This window comes from Streptomyces sp. A0592, assembly GCF_004795115.1.
GTDB lineage: Bacteria > Actinomycetota > Actinomycetes > Streptomycetales > Streptomycetaceae > Streptomyces > Streptomyces erythrochromogenes.
Genome location: NZ_SSBM01000001.1, coordinates 513,922 through 531,700 on the forward strand (window position 1 = coordinate 513,922; position 17,779 = coordinate 531,700).

Below are 17,779 nucleotides of genomic sequence, written 5' to 3' on the forward strand. Positions count from 1 at the left end.
CCGCGCGGCCGCCGCCCCAGGCTACCGCCGCCGTTCAGCGCACGGCTTCGGTGGGAGCGGCGGCGGCCGGGTCCCCCCGGTCGGCGGCGCGATCGGCGTCGGCGTCGGCCTCGGCGCGGCTGAGCGCCGCGTCGCGGGTGTCCGGCATCAGGACGTAGGTCACGAGGGAGATCAGCGCGCAGCCGGAGACGTACCAGAAGAACATGGTCTCGTGACCACTGTTCTTGAACCAGAGCGCCACGTACTCCGCGGTACCGCCGAAGAGCGCGTTGGCGATGGCGTACGGCAGGGCGACGCCCAGGGCGCGCACCCTGGTGGGGAACAGTTCGGCCTTGACGGCCGCGTTGATGGACGTGTAGCCGGTGATGATCACCAGGGCGAGCAGCGACAGCCCGAGCGCGGACCAGTAGGAGGACGCCGACCCGAGGGCGGTCATGATCGGGTACGTGCCGACGGTGCAGCCCACCGCGAAGGTGATCAGCAGGGGGCGGCGGCCGATCCGGTCGGACAGCATGCCGGCGAAGGGCTGGAGCACGGCGAAGAGGGTCAGGGCGGTGAAGCTGACCAGCGTGGCGGTGGTCTTCTCCATGCCGGCGCTGCCGACGAGGTACTTGGTGAGGTAGGTGGTGTAGGTGTAGTAGGCCACGGTGCCGCCGAGGGTCAGGGCCATGACCAGGCCGGCCTGCCGCCGGTACTGCCACAGGGCCTTGAGTGTGCCGCGGGTGCTGTCGTCGTGCGCGTCCTCGCCGGACGCCTCCTCCCGGAAGGCGTCGGTCTCCTGGAGCCGGCGGCGCAGCCAGAAGACGACCACCGCGAACAACGCCCCCAGGACGAAGGGGATCCGCCAGCCCCAGCTCTCCAACTGGTCCGTGGTGAGCGTGTGCTGCATCGTGATCAGGATGCCCAGGCCCAGCAGCTGGCCGCAGGTCATCGACACGTACTGGAAGGACGAGCCGAGGCCGCGGCGGTTGCGGGCCGAGGCCTCGGTCAGGTACGTGGCGCTGGCGGCGTACTCGCCGCCGATGCTCATCCCTTGGAGGAGGCGGGCCAGCAGCAGCACCAGCGCGCCGAAGTAGCCCGCCTGACCGTAGGTCGGGGCGACGGCGATGAGCAGCGCCGCCACGGACATCATGGTGACGGTGAGTGTGAGCGCGCTCTTGCGTCCGTGCCTGTCGGCGGCGCGGCCGAGGATCCAGCCGCCGACGGGGCGCATGAGGAAGCCGACCGCGAAGATCCCCGCGGTGTTCATCAGCTGCGTGGTCGGGTTGTCGCCGGGGAAGAAGGAGTCGGCGAAGTAGATGGCGAAGCTGGCGTAGACGAACCAGTCGTACCACTCGACGAGGTTGCCGAGCGAGCCGCCGATCAGTGCGAGGTGGCGCTTCCTGCGCTCGTCGCCGGGCGGCGGGGCGGGGGCGCGTCCGGGCTGGGATCCGGGTGCGACGGCGGACCGGGACATGGCGGCTCCGATGAGAAGTCCCTGATGGGAGAGGGGAGAACGGCCCCGAGGGCGGGGGAGTGTCCAGAGCATGCGGCCCGCGTCGGACCCGGACAAGCTCCGCCGCGCAGATCTAACGTTCCGCTAAGGAAGCAGAACGCGTACGGGAGTTCACGGCTCGGTCATGTGCACGTCATGCCTGCTCCATGGTGGTCACCCGCGGGTGGCCCACGGTGGGGGCGGCACGGCCGCGGAGCACCCGTGGGACCCGACTCCGCGGCCGGGCCGCGCCCCGTGACCCCATGACCACCCGTGACCAGGAGGCAAGATGACCGCGATCTCGAGAAGGCGGACGACGGCCGTCGGCGCGGCCGCCGTGGTGGCCCTGGGCGTGATCGCCGTACCGGCGCACGCCCGCGGGGACCGCGGCGCCCCGCCGCCGCTGCCCCAGGTGCCCGCCTCCGTCGAGACGCCCTCCCTCTTCGACGACGAGGCCGGCGGCAACGCCAACGCGGACGACCCCGCGATCTGGCGCAACGCCAAGGACCCGGACCGCAGCCTGGTCATCGCCACCGCCAAGGAGGGCGGGCTGCGCGTGTACGACCTGGACGGGCGCCAGGTGCAGTCGCTCCCGGCCCCGCCGCCGCCCCGGGAGGGCGAGGCCCCCGGCCGGTTCAACAACGTCGACCTGATCACCGGACTCCGCTTCCCCGACGGCCCCCACGACGTGGCCGTCGTCTCCGACCGCGGCCGCGACCAGCTGCGCGTCTACCGGATCGACGCCGGCCGGACCGGCGCACCACTGGTCGACGTCACCGACGAGACCGCCGCCCCGCTCGTCTTCTCGGCCGGTCCGGACGAGGTCGCGGACCAGCGCACGGCCTACGGGCTGGCCGCCTACACCGACCGCCGAAGCGGCCGCTCCTTCGCCGTCACCAGCCGGCGCCACGAAACCGCCCTCGCCCTGGCCGAACTGCTGCCCACCGCGCAGGGGAAGGTCGGCTACCGCACCGTCCGCACCACCTCGCTGCCCGCCTCCTTCCGGCTGCCCGACGGCAAGACCTGGACTCCCTGCGGCGAACCGGGCGAGCTGCCCCAGGTCGAGGGCATGGTCATCGACCCGGACACCGGCGACCTGTACGCGGGCCAGGAGGACATCGGCATCTGGAAGCTCGACGCCGACCTGCGCTCGCCCGCCCGGCTGATCGAGAAGGTCCGCTCCTTCGGGGTGCCCGGCACCTGGAACCCGCAGACCGAGGAATGCGACGCGGGCGCCGACCCCGGCTTCGGCGGCCGCCACCTCTCCGCCGACGTGGAGGGCCTGACCATCTGGCGCGATCCCGAGCACCCGCGCCGCGCCGGCTACCTGCTCGCCTCAAGCCAGGGCGACGACACCTTCGCCGTCTTCGACCGCGAGCGCGGCGACCGCTACGTCCGCGGCTTCCGCATCGCCGCCGGCAGCGGGCCCGGAGCGCCCGACGGCTCCCAGGAGTGCGACGGCGCCGCCGTCACGAGCGCCCCGCTGGGCAGGAGGTTCCCGAACGGCCTCCTCGTCGTCCAGGACGGAGCCAACACCCCCCGGACCGCCGGCCCCGACGGAGAAGCCCGCACCGACACCGACTTCAAGTTCGTGGACCTGGGCCGCCTCCGGCGCGCCGTACGCCTGTGACCTGCGCCGGGCGGCCGCCCGGAGCCGCGGCCGCCCGGCTCGGTAGGATCGCCACCGCACACGACGGAAGGCGATCATGGCGGACAGTCCCCTCAGGCCCAGCTCGTTGATCAACACGGTCTACGGGGCGTTCCTGCGACGCCTCGGCGGCTGGATCTCCGTCGCCGACCTGCTGACCCTGATGGCGGAACTGGACGTCGACGGCCCGGCCGCCCGCTCGGCGATCTCCCGGCTCAAGAAGAAGGGCGTACTCGAACCGGAGCGGCGCGGCGCCACCGGATACCGCCTCAGCCCCGCGGCGCACCCCGTCTTCGACGAGGGCGACCGCCGCATCTTCGGCAGCCTGGAGCCGGCGAAGCTCGGCGACGGCTGGGCGATGGCCGTCTTCTCCGTACCGGAGTCCGAGCGGGCCTACCGCTACCAGCTGCGCACCCGGCTGACGTGGCTGGGCTTCGGCAACATCGCCCCCGGCGTGTGGCTGGCGCCGGCCCGACTCCTCGGCGACGCCCGCGACATGCTCGTACGGCGCGGACTCAGCGAGTACGTCCACCTGTTCGCCGCCGACTACGCCGCCTTCAGTGACCTGCCCGCAACGGTCAGTTCGTGGTGGGACTTCCCCGCGATCGAGGAGCAGTACGCCGGCTTCACCGACGCGTACGGACCCGTCGCCGGGGACCTGGCGCAGCGCGGCGACATCGACGGCGCCGAGGCGTTCCGCCACTACGTGCCCATGCTCACGCAGTGGCGCCGGCTGCCCTACCTCGATCCCGGCCTGCCCGCCGAACTGCTCCCGGCCGACTGGAACGCGGTGGCCGCGCGCCAGGTCTTCCAGCAGCTGAACGAGGTGCTCGCCGCCCCCGCCCTGCGGCACGTGCAGGAGGTCACCGGTCTGCCGGAGGCGACGGAGCAGTCCTGACCACAGCGGTCCGGGCCGGCCGGCACCCCACGGTGCCGGCCGGCCCGGACCCAGTGATCAGCGATCAGTGATCAGCGATCAGGAGAGGTCGAACCGGTCGAGGTTCATCACCTTGTCCCACGCGGCGACGAAGTCCTTCGCGAACTTCCCCTTCGCGTCGTCGCTCGCGTAGACCTCCGCGAGCGCCCGCAGCTCCGAGTTGGACCCGAAGACCAGGTCGGCACGGGTGCCGGTCCACTTGACCTCGCCGGTGGCGCTGTCACGGCCCTCGAAGGTGTCCGCGTCCCCGTTGGCCGACGCCCACGTCGTGCCCAGGTCGAGGAGGTTGACGAAGAAGTCGTTCCTCAGCGTGCCCGGGCGGTCCGTGAGGACGCCGTGCGCGGTGTCGGCGTGGTTGGCGCCGAGGACGCGCAGGCCGCCGACGAGGACGGTCAGCTCGGGCGCGCTCAGGCCCAGCAGGTTCGCCCGGTCCAGCAGCAGGTACTCGGCCGGCAGGCGGTTGCCCTTGCCGAGGTAGTTGCGGAAGCCGTCGGCGGAGGGCTCCAGGGCGGCGAAGGACTCGGCGTCGGTGTGCTCCTCGGTGGCGTCCACCCGGCCCGGGGTGAAGGGCACCGCGAGGTCGTGACCGGCGTCCCGGGCGGCCTTCTCCACGGCCGCGGCGCCGCCGAGGACGATCAGGTCGGCCAGCGAAACCTGCTTGGCGCCGGAGTTGAACTCCGACCGGACGCTCTCCAGCACCCGCAGGACCTGCGCCAGCTCGTCGGGCTCGTTGACCTCCCAGCCGACCTGCGGCTGAAGGCGTACGCGCGCACCGTTGGCGCCGCCCCGCTTGTCGCTGCTGCGGAAGGTGGAGGCCGACGCCCACGCGGTCGAGACCAGCTGGGAGACGGTGAGACCGGAAGCGAGCACTGCCTCCTTGAGGGCGGCGGTGTCGGAGTCGTCCAGCGGCCCGCCCTGCGCCTCGGGCAGCGGGTCCTGCCACAGCAGGGTCTCCGCCGGGACCTCGGCGCCGAGGTAGAGCGACTTCGGGCCCATGTCACGGTGGGTCAGCTTGAACCAGGCGCGGGCGAAGGCGTCCGCGAACTCCGCGGGGTTCTCGTAGAACCGGCGCGAGATCTGCTCGTAGACCGGGTCGAAGCGCAGGGACAGGTCGGTGGTGAGCATGGTCGGAAGGTGCTTCTTCGACGCGTCGTGGGCGTCGGGGATGATCGCCTCCGCGTTCTTCGCCACCCACTGGTGGGCACCGGCCGGACTGGTCGTCAGCTCGTACTCGTACTCGAAGAGGTTCTTGAAGAAGCCGTTGCCCCACTGGGTGGGGGTGGCGGTCCAGGTGACCTCCAGGCCACTGGTGATCGCGTCGGCCCCCTTGCCCGTGCGATACGAGTTGGCCCAGCCCAGGCCCTGCGCCTCGATCGGGGCGGCCTCGGGGTCGGCACCGACGCTCTCGGCCGGGCCGGCGCCGTGGGTCTTGCCGAAGGTGTGGCCGCCCGCGATCAGGGCCACCGTCTCCTCGTCGTTCATCGCCATCCGGCGGAACGTCTCGCGGATGTCGCGGGCCGCGGCGATCGGGTCCGGGTTGCCGTTCGGGCCCTCCGGGTTGACGTAGATCAGACCCATCTGGACGGCGCCGAGCGGGCTCTCCAGCTCGCGGTCCCCGGTGTAGCGCTGGTCGTCGAGCCAGGTGGTCTCGGGACCCCAGTACACGTCCTCGTCCGGCTCCCAGACGTCGGTGCGGCCGCCGCCGAAGCCGAAGGTCTCGAAGCCCATCTGCTCCAGCGCGACATTGCCGGTGAGGATCATGAGGTCGGCCCACGAGATGCTCTGGCCGTACTTCTTCTTGACCGGCCACAGCAGGCGCCGGGCCTTGTCGAGGTTGCCGTTGTCCGGCCAGCTGTTGAGGGGCGCGAAACGCTGCTGGCCGGCGCCGGCGCCGCCGCGCCCGTCACTGATGCGGTAAGTGCCCGCGCTGTGCCAGGCCATCCGGACCATCAGGGGGCCGTAGTGGCCGAAGTCGGCGGGCCACCAGTCCTGCGAGGTCGACAGGACCTCGGCGATGTCCTGCTTCACCGCGGGCAGGTCGAGGGCCTGGAACGCCGCGGCGTAGTCGAACTCCTCGCCCAGCGGGTTGGCCACCGCCGGGTTCTTGGCGAGGATCTTCAGGTTCAGGCGCTCGGGCCACCACTGGCGGTTGCCACCGCCCTGGGTGGGGTGCGCGGCGCGCCCGTGCGCGACGGGACAGCCGCCACCGCCCTGCGCCTTGTCGTCCGTGACGATTGCATCGTGGTTCTCGGACATGGGAATCCTTCCGTACCAGGGGGAACGCGGGCTCAGGACCGAATGCGGTCGAACAGGCGGGACACGGGGTCCCTGTGCACGGGGCTCGGCCTCGTCGGTCGACTCGACGCCGAGCGGTCACCGTCCCGTACTCCCGCCGCTCGGGAGTTTTCCTGCCTCTTGGTTATCAACGGAACCGATCCTACGATGGACGGAGTCCAAGTCAAGATAAGTACCAAGCCCATATCCGATCGGATGACGGAAGCCGGTCGGCGATCCGCGGGCGCGCGCCGCAGCTGATGGGGGAGCCGAGATGAGTGACCTGCTGGAACGGCTGCGGGGACGCGGCTGGCGGCTCACGTCCCAGCGGCGGGTCGTCGCCGAGGTCCTCGACGGTGACCACGTGCACCTGACGGCCGACGAGGTGCACGCCCGCGCCGTCCGGCGGCTGCCGGAGATCTCCCGTGCGACCGTCTACAACGCCCTGGGCGAGCTGGTCGCCCTCGGCGAGGTCGCCGAGGTCACCACCGACGGCCGGGCCAAGCGCTACGACCCCAACGCGCACCGGCCGCACCAGCACCTGGTGTGCTCCGGCTGCGGGCTCATCCGCGACGTCCACCCGGACGGCGACCCGCTGGCGGTGCTGCCGACGGCGGAACGCTTCGGATTCACGGTCTCCGAGGTGGAGGTCACCTACCGGGGCCTGTGCCCGTCCTGTACCTGACCCGGATCACCCTCGCCCCTTCGAATGATCTTCGTGCGCCCGGGTAGGTGCCGTGCAGAACCGGCCGGTCGCGTCCAGCGGGGGCCGGCAGGACGATGGCACTGCACGAACCTGCGTACGTGGGAAGAGGTGGCTCCTATGGCCCCGCCGGCGGACGGTGACAGATTCGCCGTGGACGTGCGGTCCGAGGACGACGCGCTGGTCTTCACGCTCAGCGGCGAGCTGGACCACGACACGGCGGAACCCCTGCGCGCCGCACTCACCGCCGCCGTCGACGGCGGCGCGCGCAGGCTGCTGGTGGACTTCTCGGGGGTGCGGTTCTGCGACTCCACGGGGCTGAACGTGCTGCTGCACAGCAGACTCTCGCTCCGGGAGGAGGGCGGCAGCATCGAGCTGGCCGGCCTGCGCCCACCCGTCGCACGCATGTTCCGCATCACCGGTGCGGACGGGATCTTCGCCGTACACCCCGATGTCGCGCACGCGCTGGCCGAGCCGCGCCACGCGTGAGGGAGGAGCGCGCCATGGAGCCACGCTCTCCCGGCCGGCGGCGGAGCCTGCTGCTGACGGGCATGACGGACGTCGTCACCCGTTGCCGTGACTTCACCCGCGACGCCCTCGTCGACTGGAAGTGGATGCCGGGCGCCCGCGACGACTCCGAGGACGTCCTGCTGCTGGTGTCCGAGGTCGTCGCCAACGCCTGCCTGCACGCGGGCGGGCCCCGCACGCTGCTGCTGGAGTGCACGGACGACCTGCTGCGCGTCGAGGTCACCGACAGCAATCCCGTCGCCCCCGCCCCGCGCTCACGTCCCGATCCGGCCCGGCCCGGCGGGTACGGGCTGCTCATCGTGGAGCGGATCGCCCGCCGCTGGGGCACCCTGCCCCTCGCCGACGGCAAGTGCGTCTGGGCGGAGATCGACTCGCCGCTGCGGTCCCCGGACACCCGGGGACCGCAGCCCGTGTCGTGGTGACCGGCCGCTCTCAGGGCGAGCCGTCGCCCTCCTGAACCCCACCGTCGACCTCACCGCTGCCGGCGTCCTCCAGCGGGTCCTCCAGCATCCCGGCGCGCAGCCTCGCCATGATCCGGCTCAGGAGCCGGGACACGTGCATCTGGGAGATGCCGAGGCGCTCGCCGATCTGCGACTGGGTGAGCTCCTCGCCGAAGCGCAGCCGCAGGACCAGCCGGTCGCGCTCACCGAGGGCGTCGAGGAGGGGCTTCAGCGTTTCCAGGTCCTCGATGAGCTCGTACGCCTCCTCCTCCGCGCCCAGGGAGCGCGGCAGGGCGCCACCGTCGGCGTCCTGGCCGACGGAGGTGCTGAGGGATTCGGCGACGTAGCAGTTGGCGGCCTGCCGGCCCTCTGCCAGGGCGTCGTCACTGACGCCGAGGTGTTCCGCGAGCTCGTGGTCGGTCGGCCGGCGTCCCAGGTCCTGCTCCATCGCGTCGCAGCACTTCGCCATGTCCAGGCGCAGCTCCTGCAGGCGCCGCGGGACCTTCACGGACCAGCTGGTGTCCCGGAAGAAGCGCTTCATCTCGCCCGTGATGGTCGGCACGGCGAAGGTGGCGAACTCGACGCCGCGCGCGACGTCGTACCGGTTGATGGCCTTGATCAGGCCGATCGTGCCGACCTGGACGATGTCCTCGAAGGGCTCGCTGCGGTTGCGGAAGCGCCGGGCCGCGTACTTCACCAGGCTGAGGTTCAGCTCCACCAGCGTGTTGCGCACGTAGGAGTACTCCGGCGTGCCCTCGGTCAGGGAGCGCAGACGGTGGAAGAGCGCGACGGACAGGCTCCGGGCGTCGTCCGTGCTGACGGCGAGGGGGTTCTCGGGAATCTCGATGGTGTCCACCGAAGCCCCCGTATGGACGGGGTCCAGGGTGTCGCGGGACAGGGGGGTCATGAGTGTCCTCCGACGGGTCGGGGTGCTGCGCGAGGCGCAGCGGGGCCGTCGTGGGTTCCTGTCGGGTTATATACCCGATCGTGACGACCTGACCCTTCCGGCGCCCCACTCCCGTCCCGCGGTCCTCAGCCCCCCGGCGGGGAGAGGTGGTACACGGCGAAGGCGCGGTCGATGACGGGCATGGCGACGTTGCGCACGCGCACCCCGCCGCCCGTCATGCCGTGCTCGGTGCCGAGGTGCGCGTGCCCGTGGACCGCCAGGTCCGCCCCGGCGCCGTCGATGGCCTCCGCCAGCAGATAGCTGCCCAGGAAGGGGTAGATCTCCAGGGGTTCCCCCGCCAGGGTGTCCGGCACCGGGGAGAAGTGGGTGAGGGCCACCCGCAGGCCGCTGCCCCGGGCGTCCAGCTCGCGCAGGGTGCGGCCGAGCCCGTCCGCGCACGCCCGGGAGTACCGGATGAAGGCCTTCATCTCCGGCTCCCCGAACTCGGACGCGCTGCGGCCCGCGAACCCCCCGCCGAACCCCTTCGTCCCGGCGACCCCGACGGTGACGCCCCGGATGTCGAAAGTGACGCCGTCGCCCTCCAGGACGTGGACGCCCTCCCCGGCCAGCTCGCGGGCGACGAGATCCGGCTGGTCGCTCTGGTAGTCGTGGTTGCCGAGTACGGCGACGACCGGTACAGGCAGCCCGGCGACCTCCGCGGCCACCACCCGGGCCTCCTCGCGGGTGCCGTGCCGGGTGAGGTCACCGGCCAGCAGCAGCAGGTCCGCGCAGTCACCGAGCGTGTCGAAAGCAGGCCGCAGGGTCCCGGCACTGCCCGGTCCGAGGTGGATGTCCCCGACCGCCGCGATGCGGATCACGACAGCACCTCCGCCGCCCCCGGAGGCCCCACCCGCTGCACGGTCAGGTCCTCGTGCCAGGGCACGCCCTCCAGTTCCTCCGCGACGATCCGCAGCACGGTCGCCCGGGATCCTGCGTCGGCGACGCCGCCCCACACCATCACCCACGCGCCGCGCGTCTCCACCCGTACTCCGAGCTCGGCGATGTCCTCGCGCGCCAGGCGGTCGCGCAGGTGCTCCACGCGGTAGTCGAGGTTCTCGACGGAAGTCATGAGGGCCCCTTCCCCCGGTCGATGACGTTGAGCCGGTCGAGGAGATGGAGGAAGGCGTCCGGCAGCGGGGCGTCCCGGTGTACGCGGTCCAGCCGGCCCCAGTCGATCTGCTCGCGCAGCATCCGGGCCATCGGCAGCAGGTCGCCGAAGTCGCAGTAGTGCTCGGACAGGGCGGCGAGCAGGCTGTCCATCAGGTCGGTGGGGGAGAGGACCGGCATCCACACCGAGTCCACCGATTTCACGCTCGCCCGCTCCAGCAGCTCCGTGTCGACCGGCCGGCGGGCGAGCTCGAAGATCAGATCGATCTCCTCGCCTCCGGTGCGCCCCTTGACCAGCCAGTCCTCGGCGGCCCGGCGCATCTCGATGCCGCCGTCCTCCAGGGCCTTGATCGCCGCGTCGGCGTCCTCGCGCCGCACACAGAAGTCCGTGTCGTGCTGGAAGCGGGCCGGGACGCCGTGGGCGAACGCGGCCACGCTGCCGGCCAGCGCGAACGGCTGCCCGGACTGCTTGAGCAGGGCCGCCACGCGCTTGGTGACCTCCAGGATCGCCTGGGTGTGGTCCTCGGGGAGGGACCCGTCGGTCATGGAGGGCGGGCTCAGGGCCTCCGGGGGAGGGACGCCGCCGACCGCATCGGCAGGAGGCTGGTTCACGGGGGATCTCCCTCGTTCGGTCCGGCGATGCCCGGACTGGGATCGGCGATGCCCGGACGGGGATCCCTGCCCGGACGGCAGGCGCCTAACCCGTCCGGCGCCGCCGAAACCCCGAGGCCGGACGCGGCGAGTGGCGGGGGGTTCAGCGGGTAGGCGCCGTTCGAGGCGGGACCGCCCCGGGGATGCGGCCGCGGCCCGGTCCCCGACCCGTATGGAGGCCGAAGATGAACCGCGCTGCCCTGTTCGACGTCGACGGGACCCTCACCGACACCAACCACCTGCACGTAACGTGCTGGTGGGAGGCGTTCCGACAGGCAGGCCACGCCGTGGCGATGCACGACATCCACCGCGCCATCGGCCTGCCGGGCGAGGACCTGCTCGGCCACCTCCTCGGGGACGACCACGACGCGAGCGGGGACGAGCGGCTCACCACGGCGCACGACACGCTGTACGCCACCTACTTCGACCGGCTGCCCGGCCTGGACCGCGCCGCCGAGCTGCTGCGCGAGCTGGACCGCAGGGGCTGGCGGGTCGTCCTCGTGACGTCCGCGAGCGCCGCCGAGCTCACCGCGCTCAGGGGCGCCATCGGCGCCGACGACGCCATCGGTGCGACCGCGAGCGCGGACGACGTCAGCGAGGGCAAACCGGCCCCCGACCCGGTGGTCCACGCACTCGGACTCGCCGGCGCGGCCGCGTCCGACGCGGTATTCGTCGGCGACACCGTGTGGGACATGACGGCCGCCACGCGGGCCGGCGTCGTCGGCGTGGGACTGCTCAGCGGCGGGATCCCCCGGGGGGACCTCGAGGAAGCAGGGGCCCGCGCCGTCTACCGGCACCCGGCCGACCTCCTGGCCGGCCTCGACGGCAGCCCCTTCGCCGACGTGTCCGGGGACGCTGGGACGTAGTACTCCTGCACGTGCGCAAGGGGCACCCGGCCCGCCGAACAACCAACCCTGGGAGAGGGCATGTCCGACGCAACCGATCGACGCGACGAAGAGCGGGACGCAGAGCGGGACGAAAAGCGCGGCGAGAGTGAGAAGGAGCGGGCCGACCGGCAGTGGCAGGAGCTGATCCAGGAGATACGCGTCGCCCAGACGGGCGTACAGATCCTCTTCGGTTTCCTCCTGACCGTCGTCTTCACCCCCCTCTTCCACGAGCTGCCGCAGACCGACAAGACGATCTACATCGTCACCATCGTCCTCGGCGCCCTGGCGACCGGCGCACTCATCGGCCCCGTGGCCTTCCACCGCGTCGTCTCGGGCCGCCGGATCAAGCCCGAGGCCGTGGCCTGGGCCTCGCGCCTCACCTTCGTCGGTCTCGTCCTGCTGCTGGCCACGTGCACGGCGGCGCTGTTCCTCGTCCTGCGGGTGGCCACCCACGACGCCGTCGTGCCGTGGCTGGTGGCCGGAGTCATGGCCTGGTACCTCCTGTGCTGGTTCGGCCTGCCGCTGTGGGCACGGGTCCGCTACACGGTCGAGAAGTGAAGGCTCCCGGTCCCGAGCGCCCGGCCGGCCATCGCTAACCGGCCACACCCGAAGCTTCAACGAGAAAATCCTTGACCGCGCACTAGGCTGGTGGGTTGTTCGGCGACAGACCGGAACAAACAGGGTGAATCAGGTCTCCGCCGATGAACCGGACCAATTGCCGGAACGACACGCGAGGGCCGATGCCAGCCACACCCGAACGCACTGAACTCGCTCTCCTCGACGACCGCGGCCCCCACGACACCCCGGACGGGTGTACGGGACCGCACGAGGAGCCCGGCAAGTCCGCCCGGTTCCGCGCCGGGCCCGCCGCCCCGCCCCGCACCCTCGTCGACGTCTTCGAGGCCTCCGTACGGGCGTACCCCGACGAACCCGCCCTCGACGACGGCGCCACCCGCCTCAGCTACCGCGCCCTGGCCGCCGAGGTCGACCGCGGCCGCCGCGCCCTCGCCGCCGCCGGAGTCGGGGCGGGGGACCGGGTCGGCGTCCGTGTCCCGTCCGGAACCAACGAGCTGTACGTGGCGATCCTCGCCGTCCTCGCCGCGGGCGCCGCCTATGTGCCCGTCGACGCCGAGGACCCGGACGAACGGGCCGACCTGGTCTTCGGCGAGGCCGGGGTACGGGCCGTCGTGGGCGCCGGACCGCGCATCGACATCGTCGAGACCACCCGCACCGGCGGTGTCGGCGGCCCCACCGCCCCCGGCGACCGCTCCGCGCGCCCCGGCCCCGAGCAAGACGCGTGGATCATCTTCACCTCCGGCTCCACCGGCAGACCCAAGGGCGTCGCCGTCACCCACCGCAGCGCCGCCGCCTTCGTCGACGCCGAGGCCGCGCTTTTCCTCGCCGAGGAACCGATCGGCCCCGGCGACCGGGTCATGGCCGGACTGTCCGTCGCCTTCGACGCCTCCTGCGAGGAGATGTGGCTGGCCTGGCGCTACGGCGCCTGCCTCGTACCCGTCCCGCGCAGCCAGGTCCGCAGCGGCGCCGACCTCGGCCCCTGGCTGGTGGAACAGGAGATCACCGTGGTCTCCACGGTGCCGACCCTGGCCGCCCTCTGGGAGCCCGAGGCCCTCGGCGAGGTCCGGCTGCTCATCTTCGGCGGCGAGGCCTGCCCGCCCGAACTGGCCCAGCGCCTGGTCACCGAGGGCCGCGAAGTCTGGAACACCTACGGCCCCACCGAAGCCACCGTCGTCGCCTGCGCCGCACTCCTGACCGGCGAGGAACCCATCCGCATCGGCCTCCCGCTGAACGGCTGGGAACTCGCCGTCGTCGACGCGTTCGGCGACCCGGTGCCCGCGGGCGGCAGCGGCGAACTCGTCATCGGCGGGGTCGGCCTGGCCCGCTACCTCGACCCCGACAAGGACGCCGAGAAGTACGCCCCCCTTCCGTCCCTCGGCTGGCAGCGCGCCTATCGCAGCGGCGACCTCGTCCGCGCGGAACCGGAAGGACTCGTCTTCCTCGGCCGCGCCGACGAGCAGATCAAACTCGGCGGCCGCCGCATCGAACTCGGCGAGGTCGACGCCGCCCTCCAGGCCCTGCCGCACGTGGCCGGCGCCGCAGCCGCCGTCCGCACCGCGCGCAGCGGCAACCAACTCCTCGTCGGCTACCTCGTCACCCAGGACGGCTGGGACCGGGCGGCCGCCGTCGAACGCCTGCGCGCCGAGCTGCCCGCGGCCCTCGTACCCCTCCTCGCCCCCGTCACCGAACTGCCCACCCGCACCTCCGGCAAGGTGGACCGCGACGCGCTGCCCTGGCCCCTGCCCGACCTGGAGAGCGCCGAACCCGCCGAAGAGCTCCACGGCACCGAGGCCTGGCTCGCCGAGCAGTGGCGCGAGACCCTCGGGGCTGCCGTGACCGGCGCCTGCGACGACTTCTTCGCGATCGGCGGCAACAGCCTCGCCGTCGCCCAGCTCACCACCCGGCTGCGCACCCGCTACCCGAGCGCGGCCGTGCTCGACATCTACCAGCAGCCCACCCTGCGCAAGCTGGCCCGCCGCCTGGAGAAATCCGTGGCCGACCAGGGCGCGGCACGCTCCGTCGCACCGGTGCCGTTGCGCTCCCAGGCCGTCCAGTCGCTCCTGCTGCTCCCGCTGCTCACCGTGCTGGGCCTGCGCTGGACGGTCGCACTGCTGGCCCTGGGCAACGTACTGCGCTGGTTCGGGCCCTACCCGTGGGCGCCGACCGCCTCCTGGTGGCTCGTCGCCGCCGGCGCCGTCCTGCTCTACAGCCCCCCGGGCCGCCTCGCCATCGCCGCCGGCGGCGCCCGCCTGCTCCTGCGCGGGGTCAAGGCCGGACGGCACCCGCGCGGCGGCAGCGTGCACCTCAGGCTCTGGACCGCCGAGCGGCTGGCCGAATACGCGGGCGCGACCTCCCTGACCGGCTCCTGGCTCGAACGCTACGCCCGCGCCCTCGGCGCCAAGGTCGGCCCCGAGGTCGACCTGCACGCGCTGCCCCCCGTCACCGGCATGCTCAAGCTCGGCCGCGGCTGCGCCATCGAGTCCGAGGTCGACCTCTCCGGGCACTGGCTGGACGGGGACCAGCTCGAGATCGGCCCCGTCAGGGTCGGCGCGGGAGCGGTGGTCGGCACCCGCAGCATGCTCTTCCCCGGCGCCCGCATCGGCAAGCGGGCCGAGGTCGCCCCCGGCTCCGCCGTCGTCGGGACCGTCCCGACCGGCCAGCGCTGGGCCGGCGCGCCCGCCGTCAAACTCGGCAGGGCCAAACGCAACTGGCCCGCAGAACGCCCGCCGCGCGCCGTCCACTGGCGGGCCATGTACGGGACCACAGGCTTCTGCCTCACGGCGCTGCCCCTCCTCGCCACCGTGCCCGCCCTGCTCGTGCTGAGCCGGTTCGTACCCGCGGACGCCGGGCTCGACCAGGCCCTGCGCGGAGCGCTGGTCGCCGTGGTGCCCGCGGCACTCGCCTTCGGCCTCGCCTACGCGCTGCTCCTGCTGGTCGCCGTACGCCTGCTCAGCCTCGGCCTGCGCGCCGGCAACCACCCCACGCACAGCCGGATCGGCTGGCAGGCCTGGACGGTCACCCAGCTGATGGACCTGGCCAGGGAGACCCTCTTCCCGCTCTACGCCGGGCTGATCACCCCGGTCTGGCTGCGCCTGCTCGGCATGAAGATCGGCCGCGGCGCGGAGGTGTCCACCGTGCTGGCGCTGCCGAGCCTGACCACCGTGGGCGAAGGCGCCTTCCTGGCCGACGACACCCTCACCGCCCCCTTCGAGCTGGGCGGCGGCTGGGTGCGGATCGGGCACTCCGCGATCGGCCGCCGGGCCTTCCTCGGCAATTCGGGCATGGCCGCTCCCGGGCGCACCGTGCCCGACGACGGCCTGGTCGGCGTCCTGTCCGCCGCGCCCAAGAAGGCCAAGAAGGGCAGCTCGTACCTGGGCCTGCCACCGGTCAAGCTGCCCCGGTCCGCGGCCGCCGCCGACCGGAGCCGGACCTACGACCCGCCCGCGCACCTGCTGTGGGCGCGCGGCCTGGTGGAGCTGTGCCGCCTGGTCCCCGTCTTCTGCTCGGCGGCCCTGGCCGTACTGGCCGTGGCGGCCCTCTGCGCGCTGACCGCGTGGAGCGGCCTGGGCCTCTGGGGCGCCGCGCTGCTGTCCGGGGCCGTCCTGCTGGCCGCCGGAGCCGCCGCGTGCGGCGCGGCGGTCACCGCGAAGTGGCTCCTGGTGGGACGGCACCGGCCCGGCGAGCACCCGCTGTGGAGCGGCTTCGTCTGGCGCAACGAGCTCGCCGACACCTTCGTCGAGGTGCTGGCCGTGCCCTGGCTGGCCGGATCGGTGCCCGGGACCCCGCTGATGGCCCTGTGGCTGCGCGGGCTCGGCGCCCGGATCGGCCGCGGCGTGTGGTGCGAGAGCTACTGGCTGCCCGAGACCGACCTGGTCACGCTGGGCGACGGCGTCAGCGTGAACCGCGGCTGTGTGTTGCAGACACACCTCTTCCACGACCGGATCTTGAGGACGGATACTGTGATCCTCCGTGAGGGCGCCACCCTGGGCCCGGGCGGAATCGTCCTGCCCGGCAGCACGGTCGGGGCGCGCAGCACCCTGGGCCCCGCCTCCCTCGTGATGGCAGGGGAGTCCGTCCCCGCCGACACCCGCTGGCTGGGCAACCCGATCGAGGCGTGGCGGTCCTGAGGGGCGGTGGCGCGGGCCGGGGCGGAAGCGGCAGCAGGCACGGCAGGGCACACCAGCACGTCGTACGAGCACGGCGCAGGGAGCGGAAGCGGCAGTGAGCGGCCAGACCTCAGCGGTATCGGATCCGTACTTTCCGGCCAACGGAGACTCCCGTTACCGCGTGCACCGGTACGAGATCACCCTGGACTACCGTCCCGGACCCAACCGGCTGGCCGGAACCGGCCGCCTCAGCGCGATCGCCGGACGGGCGCCGCTCACCGAGTTCCACCTGAACCTGGCCGATTTCAAGATAGGCCGCGTCCTGGTCAACGGGCGGGCGCCGCAGTACACCCACCGCGGCGGCAGGCTGCGCATCCGGCCGGCCAAGCCGCTGCCCGCCGGAGCCGCCTTCACCGTCGACGTGCACTGGTCGGGAAACCCCAAGCCGGTGCGCAGCCCCTGGGGCGGCCTCGGCTGGGAGGAGCTGACCGACGGCGCGCTCGTGGCCAGCCAGCCGGTCGGCGCCCCCTCCTGGTACCCGTGCAACGACCGCCCGGCCGACAAGGCCTCGTACCAGATCTCCGTCAACACGCCGTCCGCCTACACCGTCGTGGCCGGCGGCCGGCTGCTCACCCGTACGACCAGAGCCAGCACCACCACCTGGGTGTACGAGCAGCCCGCGCCGACCTCCAGCTATCTGGTCGGCCTGTGCATCGGCATGTACCAGACGGTGCTCCTGGGCGACCCCGGCCTCGGCGGGGTGACCCAGAGCGCCCACGTGCCCGCCCACCTGCTGCCGCGGTTCGCCCGGGATTTCGCCCGGCAGCCCGCCATGATGCAGCTGTTCGAGGAGCTCTTCGGCCCCTACCCCTTCGGCGAGTACGCGGTGGTCGTCGCCGACGAGGAGCTGGACGTACCGGTGGAGGCCCAGGGTCTCTCCCTCTTCGGGGCCAACCACGTGGACGGCGTACGCGGGTCGGAGCGCCTCATCGCCCACGAGCTCGCGCACCAGTGGTTCGGCAACAGCGTGACCATCGCCGACTGGCGCCACATCTGGCTCAACGAGGGCTTCGCGAAGTACGCCGAATGGCTCTGGTCGGAGCGCTCCGGCGGCCGCACCGCTCACGAGCAGGCGGCCGCCGCGCACCGGTCGCTGACCTCACGGCCGCAGGACCTGCGCCTGGTCGACCCCGGCCGGAAGCTGATGTTCGACGACCGCCTGTACCAGCGCGGCGGTCTCGCCGTCCACGCGATCCGCCGCGCCCTGGGTGAGGAGGCCTTCTTCCGCATGCTGCGCGACTGGGCCACCGTGCACCGCCACGGCGTCGTCAGCACCGCCTCCTTCACCGCCCACGCCGCCCGCTACGCGGCCGATCCGCTGGACGACCTGTACTCGGCCTGGCTGTACGAGGCGTCCCTGCCGCCGCTCCCCGTGTAGTTTCCGGACGGGTTGCGGCCGTACCGGTCCACCCCTCCTCGGCGATCACGCAGGTCAGGGCCTT

15 protein-coding genes are annotated in these 17,779 nt (G+C 72.7%); 9 read left to right on the plus strand and 6 right to left on the minus strand.

What is annotated here, in order from left to right:
- Positions 1-34 precede the first annotated feature (34 nt).
- On the minus strand, positions 35-1,456 hold the full coding sequence (locus E6U81_RS02415) for an MFS transporter (protein WP_240803574.1): 1,422 nt from the start codon (positions 1,454-1,456) through the stop codon (positions 35-37).
- Between the two features lie 307 nt (positions 1,457-1,763).
- Here E6U81_RS02415 and E6U81_RS02420 point away from each other — a divergent pair, with 307 nt between their 5' ends.
- Both E6U81_RS02420 and E6U81_RS02425 read left to right on the plus strand, forming a co-directional pair.
- Positions 1,764-3,104, plus strand: coding sequence for a phytase (locus E6U81_RS02420; protein WP_136228341.1), 1,341 nt, complete (start codon positions 1,764-1,766; stop codon positions 3,102-3,104).
- Positions 3,105-3,180: 76 nt separating this feature from the next.
- Entirely contained in the window at positions 3,181-4,020 is an 840-nt protein-coding gene (locus tag E6U81_RS02425) for a PaaX family transcriptional regulator C-terminal domain-containing protein (protein WP_136228342.1), read from the plus strand.
- A gap of 78 nt (positions 4,021-4,098) precedes the next feature.
- Here the strand turns inward: E6U81_RS02425 and katG are convergent, their stop codons facing one another.
- Positions 4,099-6,315, minus strand: coding sequence for a catalase/peroxidase HPI (gene katG / locus E6U81_RS02430; protein ID WP_136228343.1), 2,217 nt, complete (start codon positions 6,313-6,315; stop codon positions 4,099-4,101).
- A 292-nt stretch (positions 6,316-6,607) separates the two neighbouring features.
- Here katG and E6U81_RS02435 point away from each other — a divergent pair, with 292 nt between their 5' ends.
- The 3 genes from E6U81_RS02435 to E6U81_RS02445 all read left to right on the plus strand — a co-directional run bounded on the left by E6U81_RS02435 (position 6,608) and on the right by E6U81_RS02445 (position 7,986).
- Positions 6,608-7,018 carry a Fur family transcriptional regulator gene (locus tag E6U81_RS02435; RefSeq protein ID WP_136228344.1) on the plus strand — a complete coding sequence of 137 codons (411 nt, stop codon included), beginning with the start codon at positions 6,608-6,610 and terminating at the stop codon, positions 7,016-7,018.
- Positions 7,019-7,156: 138 nt separating this feature from the next.
- Entirely contained in the window at positions 7,157-7,525 is a 369-nt protein-coding gene (locus E6U81_RS02440) for an STAS domain-containing protein (protein ID WP_136228345.1), read from the plus strand.
- A 14-nt stretch (positions 7,526-7,539) separates the two neighbouring features.
- Positions 7,540-7,986: an ATP-binding protein gene (locus E6U81_RS02445; protein WP_168714526.1), complete on the plus strand. Its 447-nt coding sequence runs from the start codon at positions 7,540-7,542 to the stop codon at positions 7,984-7,986.
- 10 nt (positions 7,987-7,996) lie between these two features.
- Here the strand turns inward: E6U81_RS02445 and E6U81_RS02450 are convergent, their stop codons facing one another.
- The 4 genes from E6U81_RS02450 to E6U81_RS02465 form a co-directional block, all read right to left on the minus strand.
- A complete protein-coding gene (locus tag E6U81_RS02450; RefSeq protein WP_136228346.1) occupies positions 7,997-8,911 on the minus strand; it encodes a SigB/SigF/SigG family RNA polymerase sigma factor in 915 nt (304 codons plus the stop codon).
- A gap of 125 nt (positions 8,912-9,036) precedes the next feature.
- A complete protein-coding gene (locus E6U81_RS02455) occupies positions 9,037-9,768 on the minus strand; it encodes a metallophosphoesterase (protein WP_136228347.1) in 732 nt (243 codons plus the stop codon).
- Positions 9,765-10,019, minus strand: a complete 255-nt coding sequence (locus E6U81_RS02460; RefSeq protein ID WP_136228348.1) for a hypothetical protein — start codon at positions 10,017-10,019, stop codon at positions 9,765-9,767. Before E6U81_RS02460 ends, E6U81_RS02455 begins: the two co-directional genes overlap by 4 nt.
- On the minus strand, positions 10,016-10,669 hold the full coding sequence (locus E6U81_RS02465; RefSeq protein WP_346766117.1) for a nucleotidyltransferase family protein: 654 nt from the start codon (positions 10,667-10,669) through the stop codon (positions 10,016-10,018). The genes E6U81_RS02460 and E6U81_RS02465 overlap by 4 nt, the downstream gene beginning before the upstream one ends.
- Positions 10,670-10,893: 224 nt before the next feature.
- Between E6U81_RS02465 and E6U81_RS02470 the strand changes: the two genes are divergently transcribed.
- The 4 genes from E6U81_RS02470 to E6U81_RS02485 all read left to right on the plus strand — a co-directional run bounded on the left by E6U81_RS02470 (position 10,894) and on the right by E6U81_RS02485 (position 17,715).
- Complete coding sequence (locus E6U81_RS02470; protein ID WP_136228349.1) at positions 10,894-11,574, plus strand: HAD family hydrolase; 681 nt, start codon at positions 10,894-10,896, stop codon at positions 11,572-11,574.
- A 60-nt stretch (positions 11,575-11,634) separates the two neighbouring features.
- Entirely contained in the window at positions 11,635-12,153 is a 519-nt protein-coding gene (locus E6U81_RS02475) for a DUF6328 family protein (RefSeq protein WP_136228350.1), read from the plus strand.
- Positions 12,154-12,335: 182 nt separating this feature from the next.
- Complete coding sequence (locus E6U81_RS02480; protein WP_136228351.1) at positions 12,336-16,298, plus strand: Pls/PosA family non-ribosomal peptide synthetase; 3,963 nt, start codon at positions 12,336-12,338, stop codon at positions 16,296-16,298.
- Positions 16,299-16,392: 94 nt separating this feature from the next.
- Positions 16,393-17,715 (plus strand): M1 family metallopeptidase, encoded by a 1,323-nt coding sequence (locus E6U81_RS02485; RefSeq protein WP_136228352.1) that lies wholly within the window; start codon positions 16,393-16,395, stop codon positions 17,713-17,715.
- Positions 17,716-17,779: the final 64 nt, after the last annotated feature.